This window comes from Allorhizobium pseudoryzae (genome assembly GCF_011046245.1).
Lineage (GTDB): Bacteria > Pseudomonadota > Alphaproteobacteria > Rhizobiales > Rhizobiaceae > Neorhizobium > Neorhizobium pseudoryzae.
The window spans coordinates 15,395-27,035 of the sequence record NZ_CP049244.1; the positions used below are offsets into that span (position 1 = coordinate 15,395).

Here is an 11,641-nt window from a genome sequence, read left to right on the forward strand (position 1 = left end):
GAGAATGCAGAGAATGGGCATGGTGATCGGCCTGCAGCCGGGCAAGGTGGAGGAATACAAACGGCTGCACGAGGCAGTGTGGCCGGACATCCTCGACCTGATCTCCCGCTGCAACGTGAAGAATTATTCGATCTTCCTGAAGGAGCCGGAGAACATGTTGTTCGGCTACTGGGAATATCACGGCACGGATTTCGAGGCCGACATGGCCAAGATGGCGGCCGACCCGAAAAATCAGGAATGGTGGTCCTTCTGCATCCCCTGCCAAAAGCCCTTCGAAACCCGTAAGGAAGGTGAATGGTGGGCGATGATGGAACAAGTCTTCCATATGGATTGAAGAAGGAAATCGACGTGAGCACATTGCAGGGAAAGATCGCCGTCGTGACGGCGGCGGGACAGGGGATTGGCCGGGCGAGCGCGCTCGCCTATGCGAAGGCCGGGGCGACCGTCTGGGCAACCGATATCAACGAGACGGCGCTGGCGTCCTTGAACGGTGTCGCCAATGTGCAGACTGCGCGCCTTGACGTGCTGGACAGCGCCGGCGTCAATGCCTTCTTCGAAAAGATCGGCCGGGTGGACATCCTGTTCAACTGCGCCGGCGTGGTGCATGGCGGCACGGTTCTCGACATGGCCGACAAGGATCTGGATTTCGCCTTCGACCTCAATGTCCGGGCGATGATCCGCACCATCCGGGCGGTCTTGCCGGGCATGATCGAACGGCAGGACGGCGCCATCATCAACATGGCGTCCATCGCATCGTCCTCGAAGGGCGTGCCGAACCGCTGCGCCTACGGCGTCACCAAGGCGGCGGTGATCGGTCTCACCAAATCTGTGGCCGCGGATTATGTGGCCAAGGGCATTCGTTGCAATGCGATCTGCCCGGGCACGGTCGAAAGTCCGTCGCTGGAGGAGCGCATGCGCGCGCAGGGCAATTACGACGAGGCGCGTGCGGCCTTCATCGCCCGCCAGCCGATGGGACGCCTTGGCAATCCGGAGGAGATCGCCGATCTCGCCGTCTATCTTGCCACCGCAACCTACACCACAGGCCAGGCCTACGGCATCGATGGCGGCTGGTCGATCTGACGCCGCGACAAAAGACGTGAAAGGAATAACCGATGAAACTTCTTCGTTACGGCCCGGTGGGCTCGGAAAAGCCCGGCCTTCTCTTCGCCGACGGCTCGATCCGCGACCTCTCCGGTCATCTCGCCGACGTCTCGGGCGCTGCCCTTGATCCGGCAGCGCTGGCCAAGCTTGCCTCCCTCGATCCGGCAACGCTGCCCGAAGTCTCCGCCTCCGAACGCCTCGGCGCCTGTGTGGCCGGCACCGGCAAGTTCATCTGCATCGGGCTCAACTATTCTGACCACGCCGCCGAATCCGGCATGGCGGTTCCACCCGAGCCGGTGGTCTTCATGAAGGCCACCTCGGCCATCTGCGGTCCGAACGACGACGTGCTCATCCCGCGCGGCTCGGAGAAGACCGACTGGGAGGTCGAACTCGGCATCGTCATCGGCAAGACCGCGAAATATGTCAGCGAAGCAGAAGCACTGGACTATGTTGCCGGTTACTGCGTCAGCCACGACGTCTCCGAGCGCGCCTTCCAGACCGAACGCTCCGGCCAGTGGACCAAGGGCAAGTCCTGCGACACGTTTGGTCCGATCGGACCGTGGCTCGTGACCAAGGACGAGATCACCGATCCGCAGAACCTCTCCATGTGGCTGAAGGTCAATGGCGAGACGATGCAGGACGGCACCACGTCCACCATGGTCTACGGCGTTGCCTTCCTCGTCTCCTACCTCTCGCAGTTCATGTCGCTGCATCCGGGCGACGTGATCTCGACCGGCACGCCGCCCGGCGTCGGCATGGGGCTGAAGCCGCCGCGCTATCTGAAGCCCGGCGACGTGGTGGAACTCGGCATCGAAGGCCTCGGCAGCCAGAAGCAGACCTTCAAGGCCGACGCCTGAGGAAGAACCGGTTCAGGACATTCTGCAGGTCCGCGTGGAGAACCGGCTCCTTAACCCCGCGGACCCGCACAAGAGGTTGACATGACCCGCATCACGAACCTTCGCGTTTACGATCTGCGCTTTCCGACATCGGCAAGCCTGGATGGCTCGGACGCCATGAATCCCGATCCGGATTATTCGGCGGCCTATGTCGTGCTGGAAACGGACAAAACGGGTCTTGCGGGTCATGGCCTGACCTTTACGATCGGCCGTGGCAACGACATCTGCTGCATGGCAATTGAGGCCATGCGCCATCTCGTGGTGGGCGTCGATCTCGCCGAGGTGAAGGCGGCCCCCGGCAAATTCTGGCGCAAGCTGACCGGCGACAGCCAATTGCGCTGGATCGGCCCGGACAAGGGCGCGATGCATCTTGCCACCGGCGCCGTCGTCAACGCCTTCTGGGATGCGATGGCGAAGGAAGCCGGTCTGCCGGTGTGGAAGTTCGTGGCCACGATGACGCCGGAGGACATCGCCGACATCGTCGATTACCGCTATCTCACCGACGCGCTGACGCGCGACGAGGCGCTGGATATTCTTCGCAAGGCCGAAGACGGCAAGGCAGAGCGGATCGCCATTCTCGAACGCGAGGGGTATGCCTGCTACACGACCTCCGCCGGCTGGCTGGGCTATGGCGACGAGAAACTGCGCCGCCTGGCGCAGGAGGCGGTCGATCAGGGGTTCAACCACATCAAGATGAAGGTCGGCCGCGATCTGGAAGACGACATCCGCCGCCTGACCATCGCCCGTGAGGTGATCGGCCCCGACCGGTACCTGATGGTCGATGCCAATCAGGTCTGGGAGGTCGGGCAGGCCATCGAGTGGATGCAGAAGCTTGCCTTTTGCAAACCCTTCTTCATCGAGGAGCCGACGAGCCCTGACGATGTCGCCGGGCACCGGAAGATCCGTGATGCGATTGCGCCGATCAAGGTCGCGACCGGCGAGATGTGCCAGAACCGCATCATGTTCAAGCAGTTCATCACCGAAGGTGCGATCGATATCGTCCAGATCGATTCCTGCCGCATGGGCGGGTTGAACGAGGTGTTGGCGGTGTTGCTGCTCGCGGCAAAATACGGCAAGCCGGTCTGGCCGCATGCGGGCGGCGTCGGGCTTTGTGAATATGTCCAGCACCTGTCGATGATCGATTACATCGCGGTCTCCGGGACCAAGGATGGCCGCGTGATCGAATATGTCGATCACCTGCACGAGCATTTCCTCGACCCCTGCCGGATCGAGAACGCCGCCTACATGCCGCCCTCGCAACCAGGCTTTTCGATCGAGATGAAGCCGGAGTCGATTGCCACCTACACCTTCGGCAAACCGGAGGCGGCGTGAGGCCGGAGACGACGATGCGTGACGTGATCCTTCAGTTCGGAACCAGCCGCTTTCTCCAGGCGCATGCGGATCTCTTTCTGCACGAGGCGCGCGAGGCCGGACAGGATGTGCCGAACGTGGTGGTGGTTCAAACCTCCGGCGACGCCTCGCGCGCCGGGCGATTGGCCGCCTTTGCCGATCCGAACGGCTACCCGGTGATCATCCGCGGGCTGGAGGAGGGGCAACCGGTTGACCGAACGGTGACGGTGAAGAGCGTTGAACGCGGTCTTTCCACCGCCCGGGACTGGGCGGAGATCGTCGCGCTATTTGTGGAACGGACGGCGTTCGTTCTCTCCAATACCGCCGATGCCGGTTATGACGTGGATATGTCCGAGGCCGCCAAGGGTCTTGGCGTCGATGAGCCCCTCACTTCGTTTCCGGCCAAGCTCGCGCAACTGCTGCATGCGCGCTACCTTGCCGGCGGCCGTCCGCTCACCATTCTGCCTTGCGAACTGGTGAACCGCAACGGGCCGGTGCTGAAGGGTCTTGTGCGGACGTTTACGATCGAGGCAGGAGCGGCCCAGGACTTTGTCGAATGGTTGGACGCGAACATCGTGTTTGCCAATACGCTGGTGGATCGCATCGTCTCGCAGGCGCTGGAACCGGTCGGCGCGGTTGCCGAACCCTATGCGCTCTGGGCAATCGAGAACCAGCCGGGCCTGACCTTGCCCTGTCGCCATCCGGCGATCGCGGTGGCGGAGGATATCGAGCCGTTCGAGCGGCTGAAGCTGCATATCCTCAACCTCGGCCACACGGTTCTGGCCGACATCTGGCTGACTGAGGGGCGACCAAAAGACGAAACCGTGCGTACCATTCTCACCGACCCGAGCGTGCGCAGCCGGATCGACGCGGTCTACCGCGACGAGGTCGTGCCCGGCTTTGCCGCGATGGGCATGGAAAGAGAGGCCCGTGACTATGTCGAAACGACGCTGGCGCGTTTCTTCAACCCCTATCTTGAACACCGGCTGTCCGACATTGCCGGCAACCACGCGCTGAAGATCGAGCGGCGTATCGCCGCCTTCCTGGAGTGGTGCGGCAGACCTGCGCCCACGCTTCAGGCCATCATCGCCCAAACACAAAGGACCCTCTGATGAAAGCCCTCATCTGCGACGAGCCCGGCCGTCTTTCCGTCATCGAGCGTCCGGTTCCCAAACGGGCAGAAGGCGAGGTGCTGGTGCGTATCCGCCATGTCGGCATCTGCGGCACGGATTTTCATATTTATGCGGGAAAGCATCCGTTCCTGCAGTATCCGCGGGTCATGGGCCACGAACTGTCGGGCATTGTCGAAGAAGCTCCTGCGACAAGCGCGATGAAGGCGGGCGACCCCGTCTATATCGTCCCCTATCTCTCCTGCGGCACCTGCCATGCCTGCCGCAAAGGCCTGACCAATGCCTGCCAGAACATCCAGGTCCTTGGTGTCCACTGTGATGGCGGCATGGCGGAATATGTGTCCGTGCCCGAGCAGAATGTCATTCCGACCGGCGATATCGCACTCGCCGATGCCGCGATGATCGAATTTCTGGCGATCGGCGCGCATGGCATCAAGCGCGGCAATATCGGCCGTTCCGACCGTGTTTTGATCACTGGCGCTGGGCCCATCGGCATGTCGGCGATCATCTTTGCCAAGGCGAGGGGAGCCGAGGTGACGGTGATGGATACGCGAAGCGACCGTCTGGCCTTTGCCGTCGATCGCCTCGGCGCCGATGCGAGCTTGTTCGCTGACGATACGGCGGAAGCGGAAGTACAGAAGATGACGGACGGTGATGGCTTTGATGTCGTCATCGATGCGACCGGCAATGCGATCCCCATGCAGCGCGGTTTCAACTTCCTCGCCCATGGCGCACGCTACGTGCTGCTCTCCGTGGTGCGCCAGGACATCACCTTTGCCGATCCGGAATTCCACAAGCGCGAGGCGACGCTGTTTGCCAGCCGCAACGCCCAACCGGACGATTTTGCCGAAGTGGTGCGCCAGATGCAGGCCGGCAAGGTGCCGACCCGTGCGCTGAATACCCATGTCGGACGCCTGGAAGACGGCGTTCAGCTTTTTGAAGACTGGTCGCGACCGGAAGCCGGCGTGATCAAGGCCATCCTGGAGGTTTGAGATGACGATTGGTCGAATCCTGCGCCTGAATGCGGCGGACAATGTGGTCGTCGCCATTGCAGACCTGCCGGCGGGAAGTGCTGTGGAGGGCGCGATCGTGACCCACGCCCGCGTTCCCCGCGGCCACAAGATCGCCGCCCAGCCGATCCCGATGGGCGAGCCGATCCGCAAGTTCGGCCAGATCATCGGGTTTGCCAGCACGGCGATCGAACCCGGTGAATGGGTGCACGAAAAGAACGTCACCATGGGCGAGGATTTCGAGCGCGATTATGCCTTCGCAGCCGATGCCCGGCCCATCGAGGGCCTTAGGGCCGGGGAGGTTCCCGCCTTCTTCGATGGCTTTCGCCGTGCCGATGGCCGCGCCGGCACCCGCAACTATATCGGCATCCTGTCGTCCGTGAACTGTTCGGCCACCGTCGTCGATTACGTCGCCGATGAAATCATGCGCTCCGGCATTCTGGCCGATTATCCCGATATCGACGGCATCGTGCCTTTGCCGCACGGCCAGGGCTGCGGCATGGCGGGTAAGGGCGAAGCCTTCGACGTTTTGGCGCGCACCCAATGGGGGTATGCCAGCCATCCGAACTTTGCCGCGGTGCTGCTGGTTGGCCTCGGCTGCGAGGTGTTCCAGATCCCGCGCATGAAGGACACCTATCATATCGCCGAGGGCGACCACTTTCAGTCTCTGACGATCCAGGAGATCGGTGGTACGCGCAAGGCAGTGGAAGCGGGCGTGGCCCGCATCAAGGAAATGCTGCCCTTTGCGGCCCGCACGAAACGCCAGCCGATCCCGGCTTCGGAACTGTCGCTGGCCCTCCAGTGCGGCGGCTCGGACGGCTATTCCGGTCTGACGGCGAACCCGGCTCTGGGGGTTGCAGCCGACATGCTGGTGCGCCAGGGCGGCACGGCCATCCTCTCCGAAACCCCTGAAATCTATGGCGCCGAACATCTGCTGACCCGCCGCGCCGAAAGCGCCGAAGTCGGCCAGAAGATCGTCGATCTCATCCACTGGTGGGAGGATTATACCGCCAAGAACGGCGGCGAGATGAACAACAATCCGTCGCCCGGCAACAAGGCCGGGGGGCTGACCACCATCCTTGAAAAATCGCTCGGCGCCGTCGCCAAAGGCGGCAATTCCACGTTGCGCGGCGTCTATCGTTACGCAGAACGGATCGACCGCAAGGGGTTTGTCTATATGGACACGCCCGGCTACGATCCGGTGGCGGCGACCGGTCAGGTGGCGGGTGGCGCCAACATCCTCTGTTTCACCACCGGTCGCGGCTCCGCCTATGGCTGCAAGCCGGTACCCTCGATCAAGCTGGCCACCAACAGCGAACTTTACGCGCGCATGCCGGACGACATGGACATCAATTGCGGCGATATCGTCACGGGCGTGTCTCTGGAAGACAAGGGCCGGCAGATCTTCGACGAAATCCTCGCCGTCGCCTCCGGCAAACAGACGAAGTCGGAGGAACTCGGTTATGGCCGCAACGAGTTTGTACCCTGGCAAATCGGCGCGGTGATGTAAGCGGCGGATTTGCTGGGTCTAGGTTGCGCGGCCATCGGCTTATCGCAAGGTTCTCCGGATCCCGTGCAGGCGTCGATCCGTCTCGACATTGATGCAGCAGCGATAATTGTCATCGCTGCTGCATGACGGTAGCCGGAGCCGCCGCACTGCACGCTTTGTTCCGTAAATGGCGGTTATGCTGTCGCGAACTGTAGGGGCTATTGAGTAATGCGACAGTTGGGCCAGTTAGAGATGCGACAGCCTCGCCTCTTGATGCACTGGTCAATGTCAACGTCGGGAGCAAGGATGACGACTTCGAGCTTGGTCGAGACCATGAGCGGTCGGAGTCGTCATGTCCTTGTTGATCACCATGTCGCAGAAAGAATTGCATCGCCTCGAAGTCATTCAAAAGATCCGTGACAAGAGGCTTGGCGTTGTCCAGGCAGCCGAGTTGCTCGACCTCAGTCGAAGTCAGGTGCATCGGCTGCTGCGGTCTTACGACCTTGATGGTCCAGCCGGCCTTGTGTCGAAGAAGCGATCTCGACCAAGTAATCGCCGCCACAGTGAGGAATTTCGCAATGCGGCGCTAGACCTGATCCGCGCACGCTATCTGGATTTTGGTCCGACGCTTGCACGCGAGAAGCTGATTGAGCTGCATCGGATCTCGGTATCCAAGGAGACGCTGCGGCAATGGATGACCGAGGCCGACATCTGGGTCTCTCGCCGGGAACGCAAGAAGCGTGTTTTTCAGCCTCGTGGCCGGCGCGACTGCTTTGGTGAGCTGGTTCAGATCGATGGATCGCATCACTGGTGGTTCGAGAACCGCGGCCCCAAATGCGCCCTCCTCGTCTATATCGATGACGCTACAGGAAAGCTTCTACATCTAAGATTTGCTGGGTCGGAGAACACGTTTGACTACCTGCATGCGACGAAGGCTTATCTGCAGCAATGGGGTAAGCCGCTTGCATTCTACAGCGACAAGCATGGTGTTTTCCGGTCGACCAATGCTTCGAAGACGGACAGGACGACCGGTCTGACACAATTCGGTCGCGCGCTTTATGAACTGAACATCGACATCATCTGCGCCAACACGCCTCAGGCTAAAGGCCGGGTCGAGCGAGCCAATCAGACGCTGCAGGACCGCCTGGTGAAAGAGATGCGGCTTCGGGGCATCAGCACAATCGATGTGGCCAATGCCTATGCACCTGAGTTCATTGAAGGCTTCAATAAACGTTTTGGCAAGTTGCCGCGCAATCCGAAGGACATGCATCGGCCTCTCGCTGATCATGAGAACCTGGACGGTGCTATGTGCCGCAAGGAAGTCCGCACCCTGTCGCAGGCTTTGACGCTACGTTACGACAAAGTGCTGTTCATTCTCGATCCGACCGAGATCTCGCGGCCATTGGCCGGGCAGAAGGTCGTCGACTGTGATTACCCGGATGGCAGGCTGGAGATCATGCATCAGAGCTATTCCCTGCCCTACAGAACTTTCGACAAATTACGGTCTGTGCATCGAGCGGAGGTCGTCGACAACAAGCGGCTGGATGGCATGCTGTCGATCGTTGCTGAGATGCAGGCCGGACGCGAACTTGAGCGCAACAAGAGCGGCCCATCCCGGACGGGTCAGAAAGATCATATGTTTGGCATTCGCGACGGTAGCATTGGAAACGCTTATCAGAAGCGCGGCCGCAAGCCCGGCCGTCGGACGGATTTCACGAATGATCCGGAAGTTATCGCCAAAAGGCAGAAGGCTATGGCGCGCATGGAGGCCGCAGAATGACGTTAGCCAGCCTCAAAGCTAAAGCCGAAACGGTGCGTCCCACCCGCCCCGATCTGATCTTGCAAGCGGGTCTGCCGCTCAGATCGGGCTGATCGGCAGCGCCAGTGTCGCGTTTCTAACTGGCTGGTGAGCATGCGTCTCTAACCAGCTTTGACATTGTCTCGACATCGGCCTAGCGGATAGATCGACCGCAAGCAGATTGCTATCCGCGCTGATCTGCAAGTCGACAGTAAAAGCAGCGCTTCCTATCGTGCTTCGCTTCAATTCGCCTCAAATCGACCTGATTTGATCATTCGTCAAACAGGAATTGACCGTAGTCCGTTGCGCCGTGCAGGATGTGGATAATGACCACTTTGGTGGGCTCAACGGTAAACGGCAAGAAGACCCCATCTGGCATCGCTGATGCTGGGCAGGGTATTCCGGACATACGACTTCTCTGAATGTGAGGATCTATGTCTAGGCCTGCGGCTAGCCTTGGATTGATGCGAATGATCGAGGCGGTGCCCGATCGCCTTAACGGGTCGCCGCGACAGTTGCGGCGGTTCTGGTCCGACGAGTTCAAGGCCACAGCGGTTGAGCAAGCCTGTCAGCCCGGTGTGAACATGTCGGCGGTCGCGCGGCAGATTGGGATCCTGCCATCTCAACTCTACCGCTGGCGCAGAGAACTGTTGGGCAGTGATGAGCCTGGACAAGCAGCGCCGGCAGTTGAACCGCAGAGCGCAGCACCTGGGCCCGACTCCGTCGTCGAAATCGTCATTGGCCGTATCGTCGTGCGAGCCGGCCGACATGTGGAAGAAGCGCATCTGCAGCGCGTGATCCGGGCGGTTCGCTCAGCATGATACCCGCAGGTGTAAAGGTCTTCCTTGCCAGCCATCCTATCGACTTCCGCAAGGGACCGGACAGCTTGCTATCGCTGGTGCGGGATGCCGGCAGTGATCCATTCAACGGCTCCCTTTATGTCTTCCGGGCCAAACGGGCGGACCGGGTCAAGATCGTCTGGTGGGATGGATCAGGGGTGTGCCTCTACTCGAAACGGTTGGAGAAGGCGCAGTTCTGCTGGCCTCGGATCGGCCACAACCGGGTGCAGCTCAACCATGCCCAGCTCATGGCGCTCGTTGATGGCATGGACTGGAAACGGGTCCGCTCGGTGGCGGTAAAGCCGCCGGAGATTGTTGGGTAAAGGCCTGCGGCGAAGTGAATCAACTGTCTGAAAGGGCAGGAAAACCGGAGCAAAATGTGCTCTCGTAGGCCCTATGACGCCGCCCGATTTGCAGCTCCCGGATGATGTAGAGACCCTGAAAGCCATGGTCCTTGCCATGGCCGAGAAGGCTGCGCGCGCCGATGCTCTCGAGAGCGAAGTCGCAGATCTGAAGGCGAAAAACGCAGATGCCGATGAGCGCATCGAGCGATTGACCCAGATCCTGAAGGCCTTCGATCGTGCCCGCTTTGGCCGGCGATCGGAAAAGCTCGCATCTCCAACGATCGACGATGAGCAGCAGGCTTTTGTCTTCGAGGAAATCGAGACCGGCATCGCTGCTATCCGAGCCAAGGTGAGCAAAGGTGCCGCTGATCCTGATGGGAAACGTGCACCCCGGCCACGCAAGGGCTTTGCACCTCATCTGGAACGGGTCGAAGTCGTGATCGAGCCAGATGAACTGCCCGAGCACGTCGGCAAACAGAAGGTGCTGATCGGAGAAGACGTCTCGGAGCGGCTGGACGTCGTGCCGGCGAAGTTCCGCGTCATCGTCACCCGCCGGCCAAAGTATGCCTTCAAAAACGAAGACGGCGTCATTCAGGCAGCCGCGCCCGCGCATATCATCGAGGGCGGCATTCCGACGGAAGCGCTTCTCGCCCAGATCGCGGTCTCAAAGTATGCCGATGGCCTTCCGCTCTATCGGCAGGAGGCAATCTATGCCCGCGACAAGGTCGAGCTTGACCGGAAGCTGATGGCTCAATGGATGGGCAAGCTCGGCTTTGAGCTCGATATCCTGGCCGACTACATCCTCGCCGAGATCAAGAAGGCTGAGCGCATCTTCGCGGACGAGACGACGTTGCCCACGCTCGCGCCTGGATCCGGATCGGCCAAGACGGCATGGCTTTGGGCTTATGCCAGGGATGACAGACCCTTCGGTGGCAGTGGTCCGCCGATGGTCGCCTATCGCTTCGAAGATAGCCGCGCTGGCGATCGGGTCGCCCGGCATCTGAGTGGCTATTGTGGTATCCTTCAGGTGGACGGGCATGGTGCCTACAACAAGCTCGCCCGATCCGACGGCGGGAATGACGGTGTGATACTCGCCGGCTGCTGGTCCCATAGCAGGCGCAAGTTCTACGAGCTCCACGCTTCGGATAGCTCTAGGATCGCCACCGAGACGGTGGAGCTGATGGCAAAGCTCTGGGAGGTGGAAGCAGCGGCCCGCGGTCAAAGCCCTGACGCCCGTGTCGCGGCGCGCCAGGCGACGTCTGCTGCTGTAGTCAACGAGCTCTTCGCCCTCTGGCAGAAGACCCTGCCGCGGATCTCCGGCAAGTCGAAGCTCGCCGAGGCGATCCGCTATGCCACCTCGCGTCGCTCCATCTTCGAGCGCTTCCTCACCGACGGCCGCATCGAGCTCGACTCCAACATCGTTGAGCGCGCCATCAGGCCCCAGACAATTACGCGAAAGAACGGTCTCTTCGCTGGCTGCGATGGCGGTGGAAGGACCTGGGCGACAATCGCCACGCTCCTTCAGACGGCGAAGATGAACAACGTAGATCCGCAGGCCTGGCTCACCCAGACCCTTGAGCGCATCGCCAACGGCTGGCCCAGCAGCGATCTCGAGACGCTCATGCCGTGGAATTACGCGGGCTGAACGGCCGCAGCTTGCCGCTTACGGTGCGTCCCACCCGCC

General features: G+C 61.1%; 11 protein-coding genes. All 11 read left to right on the plus strand.

Annotation, left to right across the window (positions count from 1 at the left end):
* The first annotated feature begins 4 nt into the window (after nucleotides 1-4).
* The 11 genes from G6N78_RS19080 to tnpC all read left to right on the plus strand — a co-directional run bounded on the left by G6N78_RS19080 (nucleotide 5) and on the right by tnpC (nucleotide 11,602).
* Nucleotides 5-334 (plus strand): L-rhamnose mutarotase, encoded by a 330-nt coding sequence (locus tag G6N78_RS19080; RefSeq protein WP_165222562.1) that lies wholly within the window; start codon nucleotides 5-7, stop codon nucleotides 332-334.
* Nucleotides 295-1,080 carry an SDR family oxidoreductase gene (locus G6N78_RS19085; protein ID WP_206531675.1) on the plus strand — a complete coding sequence of 262 codons (786 nt, stop codon included), beginning with the start codon at nucleotides 295-297 and terminating at the stop codon, nucleotides 1,078-1,080. Before G6N78_RS19080 ends, G6N78_RS19085 begins: the two co-directional genes overlap by 40 nt.
* Nucleotides 1,081-1,112: 32 nt before the next feature.
* The gene (locus G6N78_RS19090) at nucleotides 1,113-1,958 is read left to right on the plus strand and encodes a fumarylacetoacetate hydrolase family protein (RefSeq protein ID WP_165222568.1); all 846 of its coding nucleotides are present in this window, start codon (nucleotides 1,113-1,115) and stop codon (nucleotides 1,956-1,958) included.
* An 81-nt stretch (nucleotides 1,959-2,039) separates the two neighbouring features.
* Complete coding sequence (locus G6N78_RS19095) at nucleotides 2,040-3,329, plus strand: L-fuconate dehydratase (protein ID WP_165222571.1); 1,290 nt, start codon at nucleotides 2,040-2,042, stop codon at nucleotides 3,327-3,329.
* Nucleotides 3,330-3,343: 14 nt separating this feature from the next.
* Entirely contained in the window at nucleotides 3,344-4,459 is a 1,116-nt protein-coding gene (locus G6N78_RS19100) for a mannitol dehydrogenase family protein (protein WP_165222574.1), read from the plus strand.
* The gene (locus G6N78_RS19105; protein ID WP_165222577.1) at nucleotides 4,459-5,469 is read left to right on the plus strand and encodes a zinc-binding alcohol dehydrogenase family protein; all 1,011 of its coding nucleotides are present in this window, start codon (nucleotides 4,459-4,461) and stop codon (nucleotides 5,467-5,469) included. The genes G6N78_RS19100 and G6N78_RS19105 overlap by 1 nt, the downstream gene beginning before the upstream one ends.
* A gap of 1 nt (nucleotide 5,470) precedes the next feature.
* On the plus strand, nucleotides 5,471-6,997 hold the full coding sequence (locus tag G6N78_RS19110; RefSeq protein WP_165222580.1) for a UxaA family hydrolase: 1,527 nt from the start codon (nucleotides 5,471-5,473) through the stop codon (nucleotides 6,995-6,997).
* Nucleotides 6,998-7,328: 331 nt separating this feature from the next.
* A complete protein-coding gene (locus tag G6N78_RS19115; protein WP_165222583.1) occupies nucleotides 7,329-8,756 on the plus strand; it encodes an ISNCY family transposase in 1,428 nt (475 codons plus the stop codon).
* A 488-nt stretch (nucleotides 8,757-9,244) separates the two neighbouring features.
* On the plus strand, nucleotides 9,245-9,595 hold the full coding sequence (locus tag G6N78_RS19120) for a transposase (protein WP_165222585.1): 351 nt from the start codon (nucleotides 9,245-9,247) through the stop codon (nucleotides 9,593-9,595).
* Nucleotides 9,592-9,936 carry an IS66 family insertion sequence element accessory protein TnpB gene (gene tnpB / locus G6N78_RS19125; protein ID WP_011053349.1) on the plus strand — a complete coding sequence of 115 codons (345 nt, stop codon included), beginning with the start codon at nucleotides 9,592-9,594 and terminating at the stop codon, nucleotides 9,934-9,936. The genes G6N78_RS19120 and tnpB overlap by 4 nt, the downstream gene beginning before the upstream one ends.
* 73 nt (nucleotides 9,937-10,009) lie before the next feature.
* Complete coding sequence (gene tnpC, locus G6N78_RS19130; RefSeq protein ID WP_165222587.1) at nucleotides 10,010-11,602, plus strand: IS66 family transposase; 1,593 nt, start codon at nucleotides 10,010-10,012, stop codon at nucleotides 11,600-11,602.
* Nucleotides 11,603-11,641: the final 39 nt, after the last annotated feature.

What these genes read in the sequence shown, in the direction of transcription:
- tnpC (WP_165222587.1), top strand. Translation starts at nt 10,010, where the DNA reads ATGACGCCGCCCGATTTGCAGCTCCCGGATGATGTAGAGACCCTGAAA.
- G6N78_RS19105 (WP_165222577.1), top strand. Translation starts at nt 4,459, where the DNA reads ATGAAAGCCCTCATCTGCGACGAGCCCGGCCGTCTTTCCGTCATCGAG.
- G6N78_RS19110 (WP_165222580.1), top strand. Translation starts at nt 5,471, where the DNA reads ATGACGATTGGTCGAATCCTGCGCCTGAATGCGGCGGACAATGTGGTC.
- tnpB (WP_011053349.1), top strand. Translation starts at nt 9,592, where the DNA reads ATGATACCCGCAGGTGTAAAGGTCTTCCTTGCCAGCCATCCTATCGAC.
- G6N78_RS19095 (WP_165222571.1), top strand. Translation starts at nt 2,040, where the DNA reads ATGACCCGCATCACGAACCTTCGCGTTTACGATCTGCGCTTTCCGACA.
- G6N78_RS19120 (WP_165222585.1), top strand. Translation starts at nt 9,245, where the DNA reads ATGATCGAGGCGGTGCCCGATCGCCTTAACGGGTCGCCGCGACAGTTG.
- G6N78_RS19115 (WP_165222583.1), top strand. Translation starts at nt 7,329, where the DNA reads ATGTCCTTGTTGATCACCATGTCGCAGAAAGAATTGCATCGCCTCGAA.
- G6N78_RS19100 (WP_165222574.1), top strand. Translation starts at nt 3,344, where the DNA reads ATGCGTGACGTGATCCTTCAGTTCGGAACCAGCCGCTTTCTCCAGGCG.
- G6N78_RS19090 (WP_165222568.1), top strand. Translation starts at nt 1,113, where the DNA reads ATGAAACTTCTTCGTTACGGCCCGGTGGGCTCGGAAAAGCCCGGCCTT.
- G6N78_RS19080 (WP_165222562.1), top strand. Translation starts at nt 5, where the DNA reads ATGCAGAGAATGGGCATGGTGATCGGCCTGCAGCCGGGCAAGGTGGAG.
- G6N78_RS19085 (WP_206531675.1), top strand. Translation starts at nt 295, where the DNA reads ATGGTGGGCGATGATGGAACAAGTCTTCCATATGGATTGAAGAAGGAA.